Annotated in this window: 20 protein-coding genes; 14 read left to right on the top strand and 6 right to left on the bottom strand. The window is 63.2% G+C overall.

Annotation, left to right across the window (positions count from 1 at the left end; all coding sequences use genetic code 11):
- The first annotated feature begins 116 nt into the window (after nucleotides 1-116).
- From CCOY_RS10395 to CCOY_RS10385, 3 genes are all read left to right on the top strand, one after another.
- The gene (locus CCOY_RS10395) at nucleotides 117-1,208 is read left to right on the top strand and encodes an ImmA/IrrE family metallo-endopeptidase (protein ID WP_167594466.1); all 1,092 of its coding nucleotides are present in this window, start codon (nucleotides 117-119) and stop codon (nucleotides 1,206-1,208) included.
- A 222-nt stretch (nucleotides 1,209-1,430) separates the two neighbouring features.
- Nucleotides 1,431-1,715, top strand: a complete 285-nt coding sequence (locus CCOY_RS10390; RefSeq protein ID WP_070422461.1) for a type II toxin-antitoxin system TacA family antitoxin — start codon at nucleotides 1,431-1,433, stop codon at nucleotides 1,713-1,715.
- Nucleotides 1,705-2,229 (top strand): GNAT family N-acetyltransferase, encoded by a 525-nt coding sequence (locus tag CCOY_RS10385; protein ID WP_092100684.1) that lies wholly within the window; start codon nucleotides 1,705-1,707, stop codon nucleotides 2,227-2,229. Before CCOY_RS10390 ends, CCOY_RS10385 begins: the two co-directional genes overlap by 11 nt.
- On the opposite strand, the gene CCOY_RS10380 is transcribed toward CCOY_RS10385, so the two are convergent.
- Both CCOY_RS10380 and CCOY_RS10375 read right to left on the bottom strand, forming a co-directional pair.
- A complete protein-coding gene (locus CCOY_RS10380; RefSeq protein WP_092100682.1) occupies nucleotides 2,179-2,958 on the bottom strand; it encodes an amino acid ABC transporter ATP-binding protein in 780 nt (259 codons plus the stop codon). The two genes, CCOY_RS10385 and CCOY_RS10380, sit on opposite strands and share 51 nt — an antisense overlap.
- Nucleotides 2,959-3,432: an ABC transporter permease subunit gene (locus CCOY_RS10375; protein WP_244268638.1), complete on the bottom strand. Its 474-nt coding sequence runs from the start codon at nucleotides 3,430-3,432 to the stop codon at nucleotides 2,959-2,961.
- Between the two features lie 439 nt (nucleotides 3,433-3,871).
- On the opposite strand from CCOY_RS10375, the gene CCOY_RS10370 reads away from it, so the two are divergent.
- Entirely contained in the window at nucleotides 3,872-4,294 is a 423-nt protein-coding gene (locus CCOY_RS10370) for a hypothetical protein (RefSeq protein ID WP_143028425.1), read from the top strand.
- Nucleotides 4,285-4,800: a DUF6036 family nucleotidyltransferase gene (locus tag CCOY_RS10365; RefSeq protein WP_092100678.1), complete on the top strand. Its 516-nt coding sequence runs from the start codon at nucleotides 4,285-4,287 to the stop codon at nucleotides 4,798-4,800. Before CCOY_RS10370 ends, CCOY_RS10365 begins: the two co-directional genes overlap by 10 nt.
- A 112-nt stretch (nucleotides 4,801-4,912) precedes the next feature.
- Here CCOY_RS10365 and CCOY_RS10360 read toward each other — a convergent pair whose 3' ends face one another.
- Genes CCOY_RS10360 through CCOY_RS10350 form a run of 3 tightly spaced genes read right to left on the bottom strand, consistent with a single transcriptional unit; the run spans nucleotide 4,913 to nucleotide 9,567 of the window.
- Nucleotides 4,913-8,734, bottom strand: coding sequence for a Pls/PosA family non-ribosomal peptide synthetase (locus CCOY_RS10360; RefSeq protein WP_092100676.1), 3,822 nt, complete (start codon nucleotides 8,732-8,734; stop codon nucleotides 4,913-4,915).
- 57 nt (nucleotides 8,735-8,791) lie between these two features.
- The gene (locus CCOY_RS10355; protein ID WP_070422469.1) at nucleotides 8,792-9,226 is read right to left on the bottom strand and encodes a MarR family winged helix-turn-helix transcriptional regulator; all 435 of its coding nucleotides are present in this window, start codon (nucleotides 9,224-9,226) and stop codon (nucleotides 8,792-8,794) included.
- A 44-nt stretch (nucleotides 9,227-9,270) separates the two neighbouring features.
- Complete coding sequence (locus CCOY_RS10350) at nucleotides 9,271-9,567, bottom strand: rhodanese-like domain-containing protein (protein ID WP_070422470.1); 297 nt, start codon at nucleotides 9,565-9,567, stop codon at nucleotides 9,271-9,273.
- 19 nt (nucleotides 9,568-9,586) lie between these two features.
- Between CCOY_RS10350 and CCOY_RS10345 the strand changes: the two genes are divergently transcribed.
- From CCOY_RS10345 to CCOY_RS10330, 4 genes are all read left to right on the top strand, one after another.
- A complete protein-coding gene (locus tag CCOY_RS10345; RefSeq protein ID WP_141739339.1) occupies nucleotides 9,587-10,294 on the top strand; it encodes a sortase family protein in 708 nt (235 codons plus the stop codon).
- A 129-nt stretch (nucleotides 10,295-10,423) separates the two neighbouring features.
- Nucleotides 10,424-11,275, top strand: a complete 852-nt coding sequence (locus CCOY_RS10340) for a hypothetical protein (RefSeq protein ID WP_092100674.1) — start codon at nucleotides 10,424-10,426, stop codon at nucleotides 11,273-11,275.
- 45 nt (nucleotides 11,276-11,320) lie between these two features.
- Nucleotides 11,321-13,324, top strand: coding sequence for a hypothetical protein (locus CCOY_RS10335; protein ID WP_143028424.1), 2,004 nt, complete (start codon nucleotides 11,321-11,323; stop codon nucleotides 13,322-13,324).
- A gap of 88 nt (nucleotides 13,325-13,412) precedes the next feature.
- Nucleotides 13,413-15,068, top strand: a complete 1,656-nt coding sequence (locus CCOY_RS10330) for an MFS transporter (RefSeq protein WP_244268637.1) — start codon at nucleotides 13,413-13,415, stop codon at nucleotides 15,066-15,068.
- Nucleotides 15,069-15,303: 235 nt separating this feature from the next.
- On the opposite strand, the gene CCOY_RS10325 is transcribed toward CCOY_RS10330, so the two are convergent.
- Nucleotides 15,304-15,786 carry an inorganic diphosphatase gene (locus CCOY_RS10325; RefSeq protein ID WP_070422474.1) on the bottom strand — a complete coding sequence of 161 codons (483 nt, stop codon included), beginning with the start codon at nucleotides 15,784-15,786 and terminating at the stop codon, nucleotides 15,304-15,306.
- A gap of 61 nt (nucleotides 15,787-15,847) precedes the next feature.
- On the opposite strand from CCOY_RS10325, the gene dacB reads away from it, so the two are divergent.
- From dacB to folE, 5 genes are all read left to right on the top strand, one after another.
- Nucleotides 15,848-17,104, top strand: a complete 1,257-nt coding sequence (dacB, locus tag CCOY_RS10320; RefSeq protein WP_092100668.1) for a D-alanyl-D-alanine carboxypeptidase/D-alanyl-D-alanine endopeptidase — start codon at nucleotides 15,848-15,850, stop codon at nucleotides 17,102-17,104.
- An 11-nt stretch (nucleotides 17,105-17,115) separates the two neighbouring features.
- Nucleotides 17,116-18,000, top strand: a complete 885-nt coding sequence (tilS, locus tag CCOY_RS10315; protein ID WP_092100667.1) for a tRNA lysidine(34) synthetase TilS — start codon at nucleotides 17,116-17,118, stop codon at nucleotides 17,998-18,000.
- A gap of 114 nt (nucleotides 18,001-18,114) precedes the next feature.
- The gene (hpt, locus tag CCOY_RS10310) at nucleotides 18,115-18,714 is read left to right on the top strand and encodes a hypoxanthine phosphoribosyltransferase (protein WP_070568705.1); all 600 of its coding nucleotides are present in this window, start codon (nucleotides 18,115-18,117) and stop codon (nucleotides 18,712-18,714) included.
- A gap of 21 nt (nucleotides 18,715-18,735) precedes the next feature.
- Complete coding sequence (gene ftsH / locus CCOY_RS10305; protein WP_092100663.1) at nucleotides 18,736-21,084, top strand: ATP-dependent zinc metalloprotease FtsH; 2,349 nt, start codon at nucleotides 18,736-18,738, stop codon at nucleotides 21,082-21,084.
- Nucleotides 21,071-21,646: a GTP cyclohydrolase I FolE gene (gene folE / locus CCOY_RS10300; RefSeq protein ID WP_070422479.1), complete on the top strand. Its 576-nt coding sequence runs from the start codon at nucleotides 21,071-21,073 to the stop codon at nucleotides 21,644-21,646. Before ftsH ends, folE begins: the two co-directional genes overlap by 14 nt.

Genomic DNA, 21,646 nt, shown 5'->3' with positions numbered 1-21,646 from the left:
CGCGAGATACCGGCCTTGTCAATGGAGTTAGATCCTCCCCTGTTTAGGCCGCTGGCTTAGCGGCACTGTGGTGAGGACCGAGAACCCGGCATCTCAGGATGTGGCAGAATTTTCGCATGACTGATGCTGTTAAGCAGGCGAGGAAGATCGCGCAACGTATGGCGTTGGTGCGAGAACTTGCAGAACTTAGCATCGCCGAGACAACTAAGGGATCGCCGATCTCGCCCGCGCGGCTAGTCGCGATTGAATCCGGTGATGATTTACCTCGGTCGCTCGATATCGCAGTGGTCGCGGAATCGACAGGACTGCCAATTGGATGGTTCCTGGAGGAACGGCCACAACTCGTTGCTAGCCGGAAGCCGGCACCAGAGAGAGGCGTCTCTCCGGCATTCGATCTTGCGCTTGAACGGTTGTCGGTACACGTCGAACAACTGGTAAGCGAAGGCATTATCGCACCCGCAGTACACGAGGGTTTTCGGTTGGACGAGGACCATGACGTCATCGCGCGCCGAGCGGCAGAGGTGCGGGACTGGACAGACGCAGGCGATGAGCCGATTAGGGATCTCTCTGCGTTCTGTGAGCGCGTCGGTTTACTTGTGTTTGCCCAGTCCTTCCTTGGTTCTCCGTTTGAAGGGGCGGTAACTGAGATTGAACGCAAACCAGGTGATGAGTTTGGTATTGCCCTGGTGGATAAGTGTGCTGGGCTTCTCCGGTCCAGGTTTACGCTTGCACACGAGCTTGGGCACTGGGTGTATCGCACGTCTTTTGAAACTGGTTGCGGACACGGAGCTGTCGAACGCGCTATGAATTCGTTCGCTGCGCATCTGCTGATGTCGCGTTCCTTTGTAGAACGGATGGAGGCCAAACACGCAGACAGTAGAGCGCTCGCGATGGCGGTTTCTTCTCAGTGCGGTGTGAGTTGGAGCGCCACGCTTGGGCATCTTGCAAACCTCGGTGTTATCACCAGCGCAACCTATGCGTTTGAGATGGAACGCAAACCCGACAGTCATGAGTTTCAAAACGCTGGTTTTGCAATCCCGATGGTTAAAGAACTGGATGTAGTTCCTCCTCTGTATCGCAGTGCAGTGCTCAACGCGTATCAACAGCGGAAGCTCACGACAGGTAAAACTCTGGAAGTGCTATTCGGGTCAGTCGCTCAGGAGCAGCTGCCGGAGAGGATTCCACCGCGAGGGAGAAAAGCCTCGTGAATGAGAGCGGCTGCGCCCGTTGTCTCGTGATTGACGCAACCCACCTCATGCACGAATTTCCTGACAATCTCCGACGCGCCGAAGACCGACGGCGCAAACCACGGTCGCAAACAGCGCTACCGGATACTCACCACACCGCTACCATTTCCTCCTTTCTAAACACTCTTGCTATCGACCTCGATCGTGAGTACATTGTGAGTACATCGTTTTAAGGAGTTTGAAATGGCAGTCAAAGACCGGCGCTTGAACTTGCGTACATCCGCACACCAAGAGGAGTTTTTCCGCAGGGCCGCTGAGGTGACAAACACTTCGGTGTCACAGTTTGTGCTCGACAGTGCCGTGGAGCGTGCATTGATGGTGCTTGCTGATCAGCGGCTTTTTGTGTTGGGGGAAGAAGGTTTCTCTCGTGTTGAGGAACTTCTCGACCAGCCGGCCGACTTCTCTAAGCTTGGCAAACTTTTCGCTGAGGAGACTCCATTTGGCAAGGAGTTTCAATTTGGCGACTGACGGTGTGCTTCAGCCGCCTCGGAAACTTGTTAAGGCGGATGATCGCTCGAGTTTTCATTGTGGGGAGGTGTCGCTCGATGTGTGGTTTCGCCGCTACGCCATGCAGAATCAACGGGCACACAACTGTGTTGTTTACGTTTCCAAGTGGAATGACCGCGTCGCTGGGTACTATGCGGTCTGTACGGGTGGGATGGTTGCTGGAGCCGCGCCAGAAGCGTTTGCCAAGGGGCGTCCCGATCCGATTCCAGTGTTAATTCTCGCGCGGTTGGCGGTAGACGTGAATGCGCAGGGGAAAGGAGTTGGGAAAGCGCTGCTGAGAGACGCTCTAGCGCGGTGCTTTACTGTGGCTGGAGAAATTGGAGCCGCGGCAGTGGTTGTACACGCGTTGGATGAAGACGCGAAACGGTTCTACATGCAGTACGCAGAATTTCAGGAGATGCCGGAGCAACCGTTACATCTCTTGCTACCGATTCGAGGCATCAAACAGTTTATGACCCAGCCCGCAACCCCCTAAAACACCAACTGGTCCAGGAAGCGCTGCGCGCTCTGACTTCGGGGCGGCGAAGAACTCCTCGGGTGGGGCGATCTCCACGATGCGGCCGGCGTCCATGAACGCGATGCGGTCGGCGACGGCCCGGGCGAACGCCATTTCGTGGGTGACCACGATCATGGTCATGCCGTCCCGGGCGAGGCCAACCACCACGTCGAGGACTTCGCGGACGATTTCGGGGTCGAGGGAGGCGGTGATTTCGTCGAGAAGCAATGCCTTCGGCTGCATCATCAGCGCACGCACGATGGCCACGCGCTGCTTCTGACCGCCGGAAAGTTCGCGCGGGCGAGCGTCAGCCTTGGCGGCGAGCCCCACGCGTTCGAGCAGCGCAACCGCCCGCGAGCGGGCCTCGTCCTTGTCCGCGCCCTTGACCACCTTCGGTGCGAGCAGCAGGTTCTCCATCACGGTCAGGTGCGGGAACAGGTCGTAGGACTGGAACACCATGCCAACGTCGGAGCGGACGTCCTTGAGTTTGGTGGCACTCGACGTGACGTCTCGGCCGTCGACCAGAATCTGGCCGGAATCCACCGGTTCCAACCCGTTGACCGTGCGCAGCAGCGTGGACTTGCCGCAGCCAGACGGGCCGATGATAGCGAGGACTTCGCCGGGGCTGACGGCCACGGAGACGTCGTTAAGCGCCTTGTGCCCGTTGGGGTATGTCTTGGAAACTTGCTTGAGCGAGATGAGCGACATCTAGCTCCACCTTTCTTCCAGCTTGCGCGCGGCGAGCGAGATGGGAAAACAGACGAGAAAATACAGCAGGAACACCACGCCGTAGATCCACAGGGCGGCGGACGGGTATTCGAAACGGTTGGCGTCGATGATTTGCTGCGCCACCTTGAGCACCTCCACCACGCCGATCAGCGCGACGAGCGAGGTGGTCATGATCATGCGGTTGGTCAGGTTGATCGTCGCGGGGATCAACCCGCGCAGCGCCTGCGGCAACACAACGTGACGATAAAGCGCATGCCCCTCAATGCCCAGCGCCGCTGCCGAGAGGTACTGGTGACGCGGCACCGACTCGATGGCGGCGCGCACCAGATCACCCAGCTCAGCCGTGCCCCACAGCGTGAACACAATCACCGCCGCAACGCGCGCATCCAGGTTCAGCCCCCACGCGCGCGTGGCATCGAAGTACACCAGAAACAGCAGCACCAACTGCGGCATGATGCGCGACTACCTTGAGTCCTACATCGACTTCTACATCCACAAACGACTGAAGTCGACACTCGGCGACGGCTACACCACCATCGCCGAACACCGACAAGCACTAAGTGCATAAAACAAGACAAAGTCCCTCAAATGCACTCCAACAAAACGCCCGCAGCCCCTCGAATTGGCAATTACGACTTCCCGGTAACGACTTTTGCGGAAGAGGAGAGGGGCGAGGGGGTGCCTGCCCACACCGCCGACAAGGATGTCGGGCGGCGGATTACGTGAATGCCGCGAAAAGTAGCCGTTCACGTAATCCGCTTCACGACATCTGGGAAGTACGGTGCAGTCGATTGGTCGGCATCGCTGCATGGCAGTCGAGTTTGGTCTGTACGTAGTGGCGCTAGTGGGTCATAATCGAAGCCGTAGGCTCGAATTGAGGAAGGAGGCGCAAGTGGATCAGTTTTACACCTATGAACGCTTTGCACAATGGGTGCAATGTGAACTTGCTGCCGAAAATGATTCCTCTTTTGTGGTGCGTGTGCTGAAGCGTGTTGTGTCAGAGATCCGGGATATTCAAGATCACGAGGAGTTCATAGCGGCGCACCGTGAACCGGATACGACTGGAGATTCAGATTGGGATCGTGTCATTCGAGCTGCTGCTGAGATGACGTACTCCGAACGCTTCCCTGGAGAGAGCCCTGGATGGTCTGCTGAGATTTCCGAACCCCCTGAGGCCTGGTTCTACCCGACGAGTCGTCCCTCTCGGTTCGTTTTCAATCTTGAACGGACTCCGATCTCCTTCCGTAAAAGAAGCATCTGCTTGGGTGAGGGAAATCTACGAACGGCGAAGGATCACGATCGCCCGTGGATCTAACACGAGAGGAGCTCTTGCACGCGCTTGCAGAGCTCGAGAAACAGTTGGGAAATCAGGGCACGAATGCGACGCTCCGCGTTATTGGAGGTGCTGCGATTGCTCTGAGGTACGACGCGACTAGGGCAACCGCAGATATCGATTCTGTTTTTGGGAACTACCGGCAAGTTCGAAATGCGGTTGAAGAAACAGCTGTGAAACTCGGGTTGCCTGCAGACTGGGTGAACTCGCAGGTGCACGATCTCGGGTTACCTTTTTCGGCCGATCACAGTCCGGATCTCCTAGTTATCGGTCCGAATCTCACTGTCGAGATTGCGTCAGCAGAGTTTCTGTTGTTTACCAAGGTGGTTTCGACTCGCCAAGCGGAGCAGGACCTCGATGATGCGGTTGTTCTCGCGAAACACCTGGGGTTACGGAATGCTCAAGACATTGAGCAAGTGGTGAAACAATTCGGCAGCGTTGATGGGCCGGTCGAATTATTCGTTGAAGACATCGCAGCGGAGCTCTAGAAAAGGGGATATTTCTCGAGCTAGGTGGTACTTGGCGGGGCGTTTCGGCTGCTAGAAGTCGTTGCTCGGGGAGGGGTGTACGCCCGCGCCGACCGCCGCACCCCACCGCCGCCTACCGCGGCTCGACGGGGTTGCCTTGCCAGACGGTGTTGGTGGGGACGGAGTCGCCACGCATGACCAGCGAGCCGGGGCCCACGGTGGCGCCGGCGCCGATGACGGAGCCCGGCAGGGAGACGGAGTGGGCGCCGAGAGTGGCCGACGCCTCGATGGTGACGGTGTCCAACGACATCACACGGTCCTGGAACAGGTGCGTCTGCACGACGGTGCCTGGGCCGACGGTGGCGCCGGCGCCGACGGAGCACAGGTCGGTTTCGGGGAACCAGTAGGACTCCACCCACGCGCCGGGCCCAATTTTCACGCCCAGGGCCCGTAGCGCGAGATTCATTTCGCCGGAGCCGGTGGCCCAGTTGAAGAACCAAGGCGCAGCGATGACTTCGATGAACTGGTCTTGCAGTTCGTTAAACCACACGAACCACGAGTACAGCGGGTGTTCGCCGGCGCGGTGTTTGCCCACGAGGACCCACTTCGCCACCACGGCGGAGGCCACCGCGACCACGCCGACGCCCATCCAGGTAAGCCCGCCGAGCAGGTACGTCCACCAGCCGACGCGCTCAAGCAACGTCACCACGATAGCCGCGAACAGGGCCGCGAGTACCGCCTGGGTCATGGGCGCCAGGAGCCTCAGCGTCTCGACGACACCACGCCTCCGAGCCAAACCCTTCGTCGGTTCGTACGTCGCTTCACCTGCGGCTTCGACCTCCACGCGGCGCATGCGCTCGGGCGGGGATCCCCACCAGTTCGAGTGCGCCTTGGACTTCTTCGGGCTCGCGGACAGCACCGCCACCAGGGAGTGTTTGGCCAGTTTGCGGCCCGGGGCGACCATGCCGGAGTTGCCCACGAACGACCGCTTACCCACGACGGCGTGGTCGGTCCGGATCCAACCTCCGCCGATTTCGTAGCCGCCGGCGAGGGTGTCGTCGGCAAGAAATGCGCCTTCGCGGACTTCGGTGAGTTTCGGCACCATGACCGCGGTGGACACTTCTGCGTGCTCGCCGATGTCGGCACCGAGCAGGCGCAGCCAGACGGGTGTGGCGGCGCCGGCGTAGATGGGGAAGTAGCGGGTACGGGCGTCGTCCATGAGGCGGGTGACGGTCCATAGGCTCCAGCCGCGAAGCGACCGGACGGGGAACACGCCGGGTTGGACACCAAGTTGCGCGAGGCGCACGCCGGCCCAGGTCAGGGTGAGTCCGAGGCCGATGTAGACCACGCCACCGACGGGCGCGAAGACCAGCAGGCCCCACACGGAGCGGGTCTCAAACAGGCGCGCCAGACCGAGCGTCGCCGCCGCACCACCCAGCACCGCGAGCGCCGGCAGCACCGCGAGGACCAGGGAGGTCAGTCCGTACGCAAGCGCCCACATGGGGCGGCGCGGCGGGCGTTCGTTGGGGAAGCGGTGCTTGGAGCGCCCCTTCTTGCGGGCGGGCGAGCCGGCCCAGCGGGCGTGCTTCTTCACCGGTTTGTCGCCGGTGACGGTGGAGCCCGCCTCCACGTGGGCGCCCTCGCGGATTTCGGTGCCGGGCATGAGGGTGGAGCGCGCGCCCACGCGGGCGTCGGGGCCGATGACCACGGTGCCGACGTGGAGTTCGTCGCCGTCGAGCCAATACCCGCCGAGGTCCACGCCGGGCTCGATGGCTGCGCCTTCGCCGATGGTGGCCAGGCCTGTCACCGGCGCGAACGCGTGCATGTCCACGTCCTTGCCCACCGTGTTGTCCAACAGTCGGGCGGTGATCTTGGCGGCGTTCGCACTCGCGATGTTCATTGCACCCGAGGCAGCCAGCCACCGCTCCGCGGCCCACAGCCGCAAATGCTGCGAACCGCCGCGCGGGTACACGCCGGGCGCGATCCGGCCCCGGATCGCACGCGCCCCGAGCGCGCCGATTGGGATCCGCCCCAACGGCGTGCACAGCACCGCAAACGCCACCGCGAGCCAGGTCCACGACAGCGTGGTCAGGCCCAGCACATTTGCGACGATTGCCACCCACGTCACCGCCGCCGACGCCTTGAGGGTCATCACCGGCACCATGAGCAGCGTCTGCGCCAGCCGGGTCGCGCCCGAGACCGGAGCCACAGAACGTTCGCGGGTGGAGATTTTGGCGGTGTGGGTGAGGTCGTCGATAAGCGATGCAAGCGCTTCCAACCTGGGATGGTCGTAGAGGTCGCGCACCGCGATGGTGGGCACGCGCTCGCGCAGACGCGCGATGAGCGAGGCGGCAGCTAGCGACGACCCACCTAACTCAAAGAAATCCGCATCCTTGCCCGGCACGTCCAGGCCGAGCACCGCCACCCATGCTTCAGCGACCCACTGCTCGGTCGGCGTCATGCCGACCGCGTCCACGCTGGCGGGCAGCGGCCACGGCAGGGCCTTCTTGTCCACCTTGCCAGAGGTGCGGATCGGTAGCTCATCCATCACGTGGATGCGCGGCACGAGCGCGGCCGGCATGACCTCGGCGAGGCGCTCGCGCATCTGCTGCACGTCCAGCGAAACGCCGTCGTCGGGGGAGACATAGCCGACGAGCACCTTGTCGCCTGCGGGCAGCGTTTGTACGGCGACGGCGGAGTTATACACACCCTCGAGCGCGGCCACGTTGGCCTCCACCTCGCCGAGCTCGATGCGGCGCCCACCGATTTTCACCTGGTCGTCGGCGCGGCCGATAAACGCCAGGCCATCCTCGGTGAGTCGCACGTGGTCGCCGGTGCGGTACGCGCGCTCCCAATCACCCATCGGCGCGTACTTCTCGGCGTCTTTTTCCGGGTCGAGGTAGCGCGCGAGGCCCACGCCGCCGATGATCAACTCACCTGCTTCTCCCTCGCCGTCGCTTGCGATGGCGAGGTCCCAACCGTCCAGCGGCCAACCGATAGTCACGGGCTTGCCGGGGAAGAGCCGGGTTGCGCTGGCCACCACGGTGGCTTCAGTAGGGCCGTAGGTGTTCCACATCTCGCGGCCGTCGGCAAGGCGGTCAGTCAGTTCCTGGGAGCAGGCCTCGCCGCCCACAATGAGCAGGCGAATGTTGTCCAGGGCCTCCTTCGGCCACAGTCCGGCGAGCGTGGGCACGGTGGAGACGACCGTGATGTCGCGACGGATCAGCCACGGGCCCAAATCCTGACCCGAGCGCACCAGCGCGCGCGGGGCCGGCACCAAACACGCCCCGTGGCGCCAGGCCAGCCACATCTCCTCGCACGACGCGTCGAACGCCACCGACAGGCCCGCAAGCACGCGGTCGTCGGGCCCGAGCGGTTCGTCCTGGCAGAACAGGCGCGCCTCCGCATCCACGAAGGCGGCGGCCGAGCGGTGGGTCACCGCTACGCCTTTTGGTTTGCCGGTGGAGCCGGAGGTGAAGATGATCCAGCAGTCGTCGTCGGGGGTGACTGTTGCAAGCGCGCCAAGCTCGCCGCCCAACACACCACCACCAACCGGCGCCTTCACCAACCGCAGGCCCTCGTCGGTCCAGATGGCGTCCACGTCCGCTTCGGTGAACACGGTTTCGGCGCGCTCGTCCGGGTCGTCCGCGTCGACGGGGACGTAGGCGCAGCCGGCGCGCATCGTCGACAAGATAGCGAGGTATAACTCGCGGGTGCCGGACGTCATCCGGATGCCGACGCGGCCCCGGTACGGCACACCCTGGGTGCGCATGGCGGTGGCGCGTTGGTCGATTTCTTCGACGAGTTCGGCGTACGTGATTACTTCGCCGTCGTCGATGGCCGCCGCGCCGGGGTGGGCTTCGGCGGAGGCGAAAAGGACATCAATAAGCGTCCGCTCCGGCGGGGCGAGGTGGCTGCGCAGGAGCGGATTGGGAAGGGGCTCGGCTTGAACCATGCGGATTAGGTTAAACCTATCCGGGGCGCATCGCTCGACTACACGGCGACTACACGGCTATTCCGTCTCGAGCGCTTGCGACAGCTTCTTCAGGTTCTTCAGCTGCTTCTGGGACGACGCTTCGAGTGCGCGCTCCTCGGCTGCAACCACGTCGTCGCCAAGTTTGGCCAGCGCCTTCGTGCCCTTCTTGGTCGCGGCGACGATCTGGCGGCGACGGTCTTTCGGGTCGCGGTCGCGGGTGACCCAGCCGAGTTTCTCCAGCGAGTCGATGAGCCGCACCATGTCGGAGGCGTCGATGATCAGCAGCTCGGACAGTTGGCGCTGCGACATTGGAGCGACGTCCACGCAGGACAGCACCCAGTACTCGCGCATGGTGGTGTCGTGCTTGGCCAGGGTGCGTTCGACTTCGTCCTTGGTGTGCCTGCGCACGCGTTCGATCTGGAAGTGGGGAGACTTCAGCAGAGCGGAGGGCAGTTCAGGAAGCGTCGACATACCCCCACCATACTTCCCTGCGGCGTCCCAATGGTTGGGACGGCCTAATTTTCGTGCGGCAAACCTTGTTCGACCCAGGCGGTGGTGCCGCCCGCGACGTTGTAAATGCCGTCCCAGCCGAGGGCTTGCTCGAGGTATTCGCCGGCCTGTGCGCTGCGGCCGCCGCCCTTGCAGATCAGGTAGATGTCCTGATCCGGGTCGATTTCGCTGTAGCGTGCCACGAACTCGGACAGCGGAATGTTCTTGGCGCCGGTTGCGCGGACGGCGGCGTATTCGTCGGCCTCGCGGACGTCGATAAGTTGCGCGCCTGCAGGGACTTCAGTGACTTGGACATTCTCCATGGCTCGTATGATAGCGCCCGTGACGTCCACTCCTCGCTGGGTTTATCATGTGCGCCGCATTGTCGCGCTGCTCATCGTTGTGTTCGTCGTGCGCATATTGCTTTTCGACGACACCACGCCTTCCCCCGAAACCCCCACCACGGAAGAGACGTCGTCGGAGGCGTCGGTTCGTCGAGAAGCAGCTGCGCAGATTCCAGCGGGACGGCCGGTGGAGATGGTTGTGCCGGTGTTGGGGATGCGCGCCGGGTTTGAGGCCGAGGATTGCCGGGTGGTCGATGGCGCGATCGATCCGAAGAGCCTGGATAAGGCGTGTGCGCTGACGGGGGAGGGGTACCCGTACGCGCTGCCTGGCACGGATGCGAAGGATCTTGTGGTCATCGCGGGTCACACGGGTGCGGGGGTGAGCGCGGTGTTTAACAAGCTTTACGACGGCACCACCGAGCACCACAACGTTGCCGTCGGCGACTACCTCTACGTGCGCACCGAAACCTCCGGGCAGGACTGGCTGGTGTACCGCGCGACTGATCTGCACGATCCTGACAAGAAGTCGCTTGCCTCCAACCCGGAGATCTGGGGTGACGGGCCGATGCCTGGTCGGCTGCTGACCATCAGTTGTGTGCAGCCGTCGAACCTGCTGGCCAACTCGGTGCGCAATGCGGTGGTGGGGTGGCAGCTCGAGGGCACCGCCACTGACGACGAGGTGGAAACCGTCTTCCAGCCACGTTGATTTCTGGTGCGTTGTCGCGCCCGTTTGTCAAATTGTGACAAAAGTTTCTCGTGTGACTGGTGTAAAAACTGTCAAGGCACTGTAGACTTCAAGTTGAACTTTAGACTTTCTCAACTTCAGGAGACCACAATGAACCGCCTTCTCGCCGCAGCCGCCGCTGGCGCTCTCGCCCTGGCCGCCCTGCCGATGACAAACGCCAACGCGCAGGACCTGCCCAAGGAAACCAAGGACGCGCGCGGCGACACCTACTTCCTCAACGAGGAAGGCACCCACTACGTGCCTGACGCGCAGGAGGCGCTCAAGCCGTTCGCGCAGCTCGACTCCGCACAGCAGGAGAAGGCAGTTGCAATTGTCGACGCCGCCGTGGCCGGCCTCATCGACACCGGCGTCATCCGCGACGCCCAGACTTCTGTGCAGGCACCGGCACCCGCTCCCGCCCCGGAGCTCTCTGAAGAGGAGAAGGCTGAGGCGCAGTCTGGCGGCGAGGCCACCCAGGCCCCGGCTGAGAAGCCGCTTGGCGCCGACAACGTCGACCCGGCCAACCCGGACCCGGTTGCCAACGGTTTGGTCAAGTTCCCGCCAGTGGCCACCCTGGACGGCGTGACCTACTTCCTGAACAAAAACGGCCACACCTTCGTCGCCGATGTCCTGCGCGTGAACTCGGATGTCACGCCGGAGGAGATTGCGTTGAGTGATGGGCTCGTCGCAAAGTTTGCTGGCGAAATCGCGCGCCAGGGTATCGAGGCCGCTCGCGCTGCCGGCGACCTGAACGTCGACGTCGCCCCGGCTGCCCCGTACGCCGCCGAGCGTGGCGGCGCTGAAACCGTTGACGCGGCCGCCGCTGACACTGCCGCGACCGCCCAGCGCGGCCTCGCCGCCGAGACCGGCTCCAACACCCTCGTGCGCGCACTGTTCGCGCTGCTGCTCGCATCTGTGCTGGGTACCGGCGTATACGCCTTCGCGCGCCGTCGTCTTATCTAGGACACCCGACTTGATTTACGGCTGAGAATGATGTTCTCTTAGTTCGTGAATTATAGACATCTGATCGCCACCGCCTGTGCATCCGCTGTGATCGCAGGCGGTGTCGTAGCTCCTGCAACCGCCCATGCTCACGTCGACATCGACCCACTCAGCCGTGAGTGCAAGGAAGCCACTGCAGCTGCGAAGAGGGGCGCGCCGATCCCGCACATGGACCGCTTCGTGTTTAGCGACAACGAAAACGCCCTCGTCGGCAACACTCTGTACCTCCACGCGCCGGAACACCTGAAGCCACACATCAACCGCGCCACCGACGAATGGGTCCGCGCCACCAACGGCCTCGTGCGTTTCGAATACGTGGACAAGCCCGGCTACAAAGTCGTCACCGTCCAAGAGGCCAACCTTGGCGGCTCCGTAGGCCGCGTCATCGGCAACGTGAACAACATGAAGGTGCTGATTAACCCCGACACGATCCGTGGAGGACACGAACCGAGCATCACCATGACCCTCGCCCACGAGATCGGCCACGCCATGGGCCTTGCCCACTCGTGCGACGGTGCGCTGATGAAGGTGGGCAACAACCGCGGCAAGTCCGCGACTACCCCGCAGGCCCTGGACGCACAGGTGCTCATCCAGCACAACAACCTTAAGCAGTATGGCGGCCGCCGGCCGCAGCCGAGCACGACTGCTGCGCCTGCTCCTGCGCCGGTTGAGCCAACGACTTCTGAGCCCGCACCTGTGGTTCCGCAGCCGTCCACGCCTGAGCCGTCCACGCCTGAGGTCAGCACCGTCGTTACGACGGTCCCGGCCACAACGACCACCGAGGAACCGACCAGTGAGGAACCGACCACCGAGACCACGGTGATCGAAACTGTCGTGGTTGAGGAACCCACTTCTGCGGAGCCGACCCCCGAGGAGACCACCAAGGTGGCTCCCGTCGAGGAATTGCCGAAGCCGACCACCCTGCAGGAAGCGTTGGATGCGGTGAAGGAAGCGAAGGATCAGTACGTGGCTGCTGATGAGGCAGCTAGGGCAGCGCAGAAAAGGGGCGAAGGCATCGACGAAGCCGAGGCAGCTGCGGATGCTGCCTGGAGCGTCTTGCAGGCTGCCCAGAACAATCTTGAGGAGTTCAAGGCGCAGCACCCGGATGCCACGCTCGAGCCGGAGGAGTCAGTAACCCCGACGGCAACTCCTACGACCAAACCCGAACTCGAGCCGGAGCCAACGCAGGTGCCGGAGCCGACGTCTGAGGTAACCACCAAGCCCGAGGTGACGACGCCTCGTTCCACCACGACCGCGAAGGCAACTACGTCTGCGCCGACGACGACCTCTACGACCTCTACGACCTCGCGGACATCGACCACGTCCCCGACGTTGAAGCCCACGCCAACTACGCAGATCCAGGCGACGAAGGTCACCACGACCACGAAGGCTACGAAGCCCACGACTCCGCGTTTGTCTACCAAGACCTCGGCAGTAACGACCACACCGACTACAAATTCCTCGGAGGTTGCGCCAGCAACGAGGACGACCGCGAAGGCAACCTCGTCGGCGCCGACTACGACGTCCACGACCTCGCGCACATCGACTACGTCTCCGACGCTGAAGCCCACGCCAACTACGCAGACCCGGGCGACGAAGGTCACCACGACCACGAAGTCGTCTGAGGCTGCACCGTCTACTTCCGCCGAGAAGACAAACACGGCCGCAGCAACTCCGTCGGCAGAGTCGAAGGAAACCACGACGACGCGTACGTCAGCGCAGGTCACGGTAACCACGACAACGAGCGCGTCCACCGAAACCACGTCCACCGAAGCCACCACCACGGCAGCGGCTACTACGGTGGTGGAAATTCCGGAGGGGTCGGTCGTCGATAAGAGTACGAGCGCGCCGACAACCATCACGGAATCGCTGGAGATCCCGGCAGGGAAGGAAGATGGCTCGGCGAAGTCCTCGAGCACCTCGCCGCTTGCGATCATCGTGCCGAGCATTCTGCTGGTGCTTACCGGCCTCGGTGCTGTTGGGTTTTACCTGTACAAGCACTACTTCTAAACCGAAAGGGTGTGTATTTTTTCGACCGATCGGTTGATGAATCCGGGTGGTTCCCAGGCCTACTGTCGTGAAGGTCGAAAGGAACCCCGTGACTACAGTGCACACCCCAAACACAACAACCGAACACCCCGGCCGGTGGAAGGCCCTCGCGGTCCTCGCCGCGGGGCTGGCGCTGATTGTTATGGACGGCACCATCGTTGGCGTCGCCCTGCCCACGATGATCACCGCCCTCGACCTCAGCCTCACCAACGCGCAATGGGTCAACGCGATCTACAACGTCATCTTCGCGGCGTTGCTGCTCGGCTCCGGCCGCCTGGGGGACCGCGTCGGCCGCCGCACCACGTTCGCCGCAGGCGTTGCGCTGTTCATTGGTGGCTCGTTGCTTGCAGGCTTATCGACGACCGCAACCACCCTGATCACAGCCCGCGCCGTCCAAGGCGTCGGTGGTGCATTGGTGCTGCCGGCGACGTTGTCGTCGGTAAATTCGCTCTTCCACGGCAAGGACCGTGCCGCCGCGTTCGGTGTGTGGGGCGCCGTAATGAGCGGCACGGCGGCGCTTGGCCCGCTGCTCGGCGGGGTGCTCACGCAGTACTTCTCCTGGCAGTGGATCTTTTGGGTAAACCTGCCGCTCGGCCTGCTGGTGCTGCTGGGGATTTACGCCTGGGTGCCGCAAACCCACGGTAAACGCAACGTCCGGGGTGTCGACGTCGACGGCCTGCTGACCTCCGCCATCGGCTTCGGGCTTGTCGTATTCGGGCTCATCGAGGCGACCACGCTCGGCTGGTGGGAAAAGAAAGAAACCTTGCGCATCGGCTCCTGGTCCTGGCCAGAGAGCTGGACTGTCTCGCCCGTGCCGTTCGCCATCGGTATCGGCCTGATCTTCATCGGCCTGTTCCTGCGCTGGGAGCTGCACCGCGCGCGCAACGGCCGCGATGCGCTTCTGGATCTCTCCCTGTTCAAAGTCGGCACATTCTCCTGGGGCAACCTCACCGCTGCCATGGTTGCCGTCGGCGAGTTCGCCCTCATGTTTGTCCTGCCGTTGTTCCTGGTCAACGCGGTCGGCCTTTCCACCGCCCGCACCGGCCTTGTCCTTGCCGCGATGGCATTCGGCGCGTTCGTTTCCGGTGCCTCCGCACGCCACCTCGCGGCTCGTCTCGGCGCGCCGGGTGTCGTCGTGCTTGGTCTTGCACTTGAGGTGGTTGGTGTTGGGCTGTTGGCTGGGGTCGTCGCAACGCAAGGCTCCACCTGGTTCACCGTCGGCGCACTCGTGGTCTACGGCGTAGGGCTGGGTCTTGCGTCCGCGCAGTTGACCTCGACGGTGCTCGCCGGCATCCCCGAAGCGCAGTCGGGCGCGGGTTCGGCCACCCAGTCCACCGTGCGCCAACTCGGCTCTGCCATGGGCGCCGCGATCGCCGGATCCGCCCTGGCAGCGGCCATGGCGCGCACCATCCCGGCCTCGCTCGACGCTGTCGCCGGGGTGCCCGACAATGTGCTGTCCAAGCTGTCCGACGCCACCCAAGCGTCCGCGGGCTCAATGATCGGGCAACTTCGCGACGCCACCCCCACCGACCCCTTCACCGCACCCCTCGGCGACGCCCGCAGTGTGGTTGTTCAGCAGCTGTCCAGCGGGTTCGCCGAGGCCGCCGCCTGGTCGATCGGGTTCTCTGCGCTGTTCCTGCTGCTGGGCCTGCTCGGCTCGGTGATGGTGCTGCGACAGTCGAAGAAGGCGCCGGCCGCAGTCTAGTGTTCGCTGATCGTCTAGCTCGCCGCGAGGCCAACCAGACGATCACACACATAGTGACCATCATGTTCAACATGACCTGGGGAAATGTGAAGCCCACTCCCTGATCGTCTAGCTGCATCTGCGGGGGAGCTAGACGACTGCGCAAACCCCAGAAAACCCCAGAAAACCCACCACAGAACAACAAAAACCGGGCCCCGCACAGTCGCGGAGCCCGGCTATCAAAGACCAAACAGTCTTACTTGTCGCCCTTGTATGCGTCGATGGAGGCCTGGAGGATCTTCTCGGCTTCTGCCTTGTTGCCCCAGCCGGAGCCGGTGACTTCCTTGTTCGGTTCGAGGTCCTTGTAGTGGACGAAGAAGTGCTCGATTTCGTCCTTGACAAAGTCGGAGACGTCGTCGATGTCCTGGTAGTGGTCGTAGCGGACGTCGTCGATGACGCAGAGGAGTTTGTCGTCGCCGCCGGCTTCGTCGGTCATCTTGAATACGCCAAGCGGACGCGCCTTGACGGTGACGCCCGGGAAGACGGGTTCGGGGAGGATGACGAGGGCGTCGAGTGGGTCGCCGTCGTCGGCAAGGGTGTTGTCGATGTAGCCGTAGTCGGCTGGGTACGCCATCGGGGTGAACAGGTAGCGGTCGAGGTAGACGCGGCCGGTTTCGTGGTCGAACTCGTACTTGTTGCGCGAGCCCTTGGGGATTTCGATGATGACCTCAATAGACATGGGATCTCCTTCGTTCGGTGATTGTCCGCAAATCATCATACGTGGGCTACGCTTTTGGCCGATGAAGGTATGGACTTGGGTTGCGGGCACGTTGGCGTTGGCTGCGGTTGGTGGTGTTGCTGGGTTTGGTGTGGCGGCGCATGAGCAGTTGTCGCGTATTGAGCATGCGCCGGCGTTTCGGCTTGAGCAGGCGGCGTTTCCGCTTGTGCCTGCAGAGCCTTCGCTTATCGACGACACCGTGCTGCAACAAACCCTCACCAATCTTGCTGAGAATCCTGGTTTGGGGCAGTTCCATGCGCGGGTGTCGTCAGTAAGCGGGGGCGTGGTGTTTGACGAGGCCTCCGGGGATGAGCTGCGTCCGGCGTCGGTGACGAAGGTACTCACGGCCGCAGCGGCGCTGATCGAGTTGGGGCAAAGCGACACGATTACAACGCAGGTGGTGCGTGCTGCGGATTCGGGTGCGGTGACGATCAAGGCGGCTGGCGACGTGTGGTTGGACGCAGAGACACTCGACGAGCTGGCGGGACAGATCGGCGAGGCGTCTGAGGTGTATGTGGATACGTCCGCCTGGGCTGGCATGCCGGAGATGATGCCGGGCTGGGACCCGCTGGATATCGACGGCGGTTACGTCGCACCCCTGCAGCCCGCGATGCTGTCCGGTGGGCGCTTGGACGGGGAGACGTCTGGGGACGTGCCGCGTTCGCACACACCGGCCCTCGACGTGGCACAGGCGCTGGCGAATCGCCTCGGCGCGGGCGTGGTGGATGTGCGCGAGGCCCCCGCCGACGCCGAGGTTGTCGCCGAGGTGGAATCGCCAACACTGGTGGAGCGCCTCGAGATGATGATGAAGGAATCCGACAACGTCTACGCCGAGGCGATCGGCCGCGAGGTCGCGCTCGCACGCGGGGTGAAGGACGCGCCGTCGGCGACGCTGTCGTTGCTGCAGGAGCACGGCATTGATACGTCGGGAGTGTCGCTCTCCGACAACTCGGGCCTGTCAACCGACAACCGGATCCCGCCGGTGGTGCTGGATCGTGTGCTCGTGGAAGCTACGACCAAACCCGAACTCCGCCCGCTTCTAGCAACGCTGCCGGTTGCAGCAGGCGAGGGCACACTGGCGGACCGCTACGGCGACCTCCCGGGACGCGGCTGGGTGCGCGCGAAGACTGGCACGCTCGACGGCACTGCCTCGCTGGCCGGGACGGTAACCAGCGAGAACGGCAACATCTACACGTTTGCGCTGATCTGTAACGACGCCGATGTGCTCGCGGCGCGCCGGGCCATGGACGAGTTCACCTCGGCGCTGCGAGCTTTCTAAAAGGCACCCTGATGCAACCGTTTTGGCCGCGCCGCTCCCCGCACTTCCTCGCGTGCAGGCGGGCTGTGCGCCCCTTCGACGGGCCAGCGGTGATCGGGCTGTCGGGCGGGCCGGACTCGTTGGCGCTGGTCGCGGCGGCTGCGGCGGAGCAAAAGGACGTCTCGGTCCTAGTTGTGGACCACGGTTTGCAGCCCGGATCGACCGACGTCGCCGAGCGCGCCGCGGCCGTGGCGCGCGAGTTCGGGTTTGCCTCTACGGTGGCCAACGTGACAGTAGGTCCCGGCAACGTTGAGGCCGCCGCCCGCGAAGCAAGGTACGCCGCACTGCTCGAATCCGGCCGCGACGTCTGGGTCGCACACACCGCCGACGACCAGGCAGAAACGTTGCTGCTCGGCGCACTGCGGGGTAACCCTTCGGGCATGGCGCAGCGCAACGGGAAGATCGTCAGGCCGTTCCTACACATCCGCCGCGCAGACACCGTCGGGGCGTGCGAGGAACTCGGGCTCGAAGTCTGGCACGACCCGATGAATTCCGACCCGGCGTATCGTCGAGTAGCAATGCGCCAAAGCATCATCCCGGCGCTGACAGACCTGCTGGGCGGCGACGCGGTGCCGGCCCTTGCCACCACCGCGAACCGGATCGCAGCCGACCAGGCGCTCATTGAACAACTCGCGGACCTCACGCCGACCACGTCGTGTGTGGAGTTGGAGGGGGATGCGGGGCCGGTGAGGCGTCGTCGATTAGCAATATGGCTCTTAGATGAAGAAGTGCGGGTCCAAGGCGACCAACTGGCGGCAATCGAGGCGCTGGTGACCAACTGGCGCGGGCAGGGGCCGATCGCAGTTGGCGGCGGGCGTTCGGTGGCGCGAATCGACGGGAAACTGGTCCTGACCTAGCCCAAATGTCCCAGGTGGTTGTGCCTTGTAGGAATCTAGTGGCAAGATGAGGAAGTTACGCGCAGGTGAACTGCGTGACGTCCGCGAGGCACAGCGAAAGGGAAAGGCCAGCCCATGACTGAGTTGCACGACACGAAGGATTTCAACGTTCCGCCGAACCGTTACGGCGACGACGTGGAGGCAATCCTGATCAGTGAGGAGGCGTTGCAGGACCGTATCCAGGAGTTGGCGGATATGGTGTCGGAGAAGTACCGCGACTCTGAAGAGGACCTCATTTTGGTGTGTGTGCTGAAGGGGGCGGTGTTCTTCCTAACGGACTTTGCGCGCAAGCTCTCCATTCCGGCTGAGATGGAGTTCATGGCGGTGTCCTCTTACGGCAACTCGACGACGAGTTCTGGCGTGGTCCGCATTCTGAAGGACCTGGATAAGGAGATCGCCGGCCGTGATGTGCTGGTGGTTGAGGACATCATCGATTCGGGTCTGACGCTGTCGTGGTTGCTGCGTAATTTGCGCAACAGGAACCCGAAGAGCCTTGAGGTCGTTACTCTATTGCGCAAACCGGATGTGCAGACGGCGCAGATCGACTTGCTTGACATCGGGTTCGATATCCCGAACGAGTTTGTGATCGGCTACGGCCTGGATTACGCGGAGCGCTACCGTGATTTGCCGTACGTGGGCACGTTGCATCCGCGCGTGTACTCGGACGCTGAGTAAAACCGACTAGAACAAAGGTTTATGAGCAAAAATAAAAACGTCATGCGGTGGGGCATTATGGGCGCCATCGCGCTTATTGTGCTCTATTTGCTGACGCTGATTGGGGACGATTCCCGCGCTTACCAGAGCGTGGATACGTCGGTGGCGATGCAGCAGCTCCGCGAGCATAACGCGGAGGAAGTGCAGATCGATGACCGCGAGCAGCGGGTGCGTATTGATCTGCGTGAGCCGATTACTGTCGACGAGCGCGAGGGCGTCGAGGCGATTTCCGCCCAGTACCCGGCTCGTACCGCACCGGATGTGTTCCAGGCGGTGCGTGAGGCTGAGGCGGATTCCTACCAGACGAACGTGACGCAGGATTCGTTCCTGATGTCCATGCTGGGCTTCATGCTGCCGATGATCCTGGTGTTCGGCTTGCTGTTCTACTTCATGTATCGCATGCAGTCGGGCGGCGGCGGACCGTTTGGCATTGGTGGTTCGAAGGCGAAGCAGCTGACCAAGGACAACCCGACGAACACGTTCGATGACGTGGCGGGTGCCGACGAGGCCGTCGACGAGCTCCATGAAGTGGTGGACTTCCTCACCGACCCGAGCGTGTACGAGAAGCTCGGCGCGAAGATCCCGCGCGGCGTGCTGCTTTATGGCCCGCCGGGCACCGGTAAGACCTTGCTTGCGCGTGCTGTCGCTGGTGAGGCGGGTGTGCCGTTCTACACCATTTCTGGTTCTGACTTTGTAGAGATGTTCGTCGGTGTCGGTGCCTCCCGCGTGCGTGACCTGTTTAAGCAGGCGCGTGAGAACGCCCCGTGCATCATCTTTGTCGACGAGATCGACGCCGTCGGCCGCCAGCGCGGCTCCGGCATGGGTGGTGGCCACGACGAGCGCGAGCAGACCCTGAACCAGTTGCTGGTGGAGATGGATGGTTTCTCCGGCCGCGAGGGCGTGATCCTGCTGGCGGCGACGAACCGTCCGGACATCCTGGACCCCGCGCTTTTGCGCCCGGGCCGTTTCGACCGCCAGATCCCAGTAACCAACCCGGACCTCGCGGGTCGTGCCCAGATTCTGAAGGTGCACGCGAAGGACAAGCCGTTGGCCAAGGACGTCAACCTCGATGCCTTGGCAAAGCGCACGGCTGGCATGTCGGGTGCGGACCTGGCGAATGTGCTTAACGAGGCCGCGTTGCTCACCGCCCGCATCGGCGGCAACGTGATCACCGCGGATGCGTTGGAAGAAGCCACCGACCGTGTGATCGGCGGCCCGCGTCGCTCCAGCAAGATCATCTCTGAGCACGAGAAGAAGGTCACCGCCTACCACGAGGGCGGCCACACACTGTCTGCTTGGGCGCTCAAGGACATCGAGCGCGTGTACAAGGTGACCATTCTCGCCCGCGGCCGCACCGGCGGTTTCGCCATGACGGCCGACGAGGACGACAAGGGGATGTACACCCGCGACGAACTGTTCGCCCGCATGGTGTTCGCCATGGGTGGCCGCTCTGCCGAGGAGCTCGTCTTCGGCGCCCCGACCACGGGGGCCTCGAACGATATCGAGCAGGCCACGAAGATCGCGCGTGCGATGGTCACCGAATACGGCATGACCTCCTCGCTCGGCCCGGTGAAGTACGGCCAGGAGCAGGGCGATCCGTTTTCCGGCCGCGGCGGTGGCGGCACACTCGAGTACTCGCCGGCAGTCGCCGCGAAGATCGACGAGGAGATGCAGACGCTTCTCGACGAAGCCCACAAGGTCGCCTACACAACCCTCGAGCGCTACCGCGACGAGCTGGATACGTTGGCCTCGAAGCTTCTGGAGAAGGAAACCCTGCGCCGGGGCGATCTGGAGGAGATCTTCGACTCGATCGAGCCGCAACGCCCGACCTTGCCGGAGCACGACGTGCGCTTCGGCCGCCAGATCGGTCGCGAGCCGGTGAAGACCCCGGTGGAGATTGCCAAGGAGCGTGGCGAGGAGCCACCGAAGCGCTTCTCCATCCTGGAGGCGTCGAAGGCGACGCGTGAGCGTCGTCGCAAGGAACGCGAGGCGGAAGAGAAGGCAGCGGAGAAGAAGAGCTCCACGCGTTGGCAGCCGCCGAAGGGCAAGGCCCCGCAGTACCGCGGTGAGAAGCCGCCGGCGGACTGGACCTACGTGGGCGGACCGCAACCAAAGCAGCCCGAGCCGAAGCAGCACCCGGGTGCGGAGAACTACCCGACCCGGGAGACCGAGGAGATCGGCTTCCGCCTGCCGGAGCACGAACGCCCAGACAACCCAGCGCGTGGTCCGGAGCCGGAGACCCGTCCGACTGCGTCTGAAGACGAGACGACCCAGTTGCCGCGCGAGCCGCAGGAACCGAAGCACAGGAGAGACGACGATGACGACGCCTAAGTTTGACCACGAGCGCGCCGAAGCCGCCGTGCGTGAACTGCTCATCGCGGTGGGGGAGGACCCGGACCGCGAGGGCCTCGTGGAGACGCCAGCGCGTGTGGCGCGCGCCTACGCCGAGGTGTTCGCAGGCCTGCACGAGGACCCGAAGGTGCACCTGGAGAAGTCCTTTTCGGAGAACCACCGCGAGTTGGTGCTCGTGCGTGACATTCCGATCTACTCCACCTGCGAGCACCACCTCGTGCCGTTCTACGGCGTAGCCCACATTGGCTACATCCCTGGACAAGACGGCAAGGTGACCGGCCTGTCCAAGCTGGCGCGTGTGGCGGATATGTACGCGAAGCGCCCGCAGGTGCAGGAGCGGTTGACGGCGCAGATTGCGGATGCGATCGTCGAAAAGCTTGATGCGTCTGCGGTGATCGTCGTCATCGAATGCGAGCACCTGTGCATGGCAATGCGTGGAATTCGGAAGCCGGGTGCGACGACGACCACGTCCGCTGTGCGCGGCGGTTTTCAGAAGAACGCGGCCTCGCGTGCCGAGGTCATGAGCCTGATTAGGGGATAG

The sequence above is a fragment of the Corynebacterium coyleae genome (genome assembly GCF_030408635.1).
Lineage (GTDB): Bacteria > Actinomycetota > Actinomycetes > Mycobacteriales > Mycobacteriaceae > Corynebacterium > Corynebacterium coyleae.
Note: the sequence above shows the minus strand (reverse complement) of the source record. Positions and strands in the feature narration are given on the sequence as shown.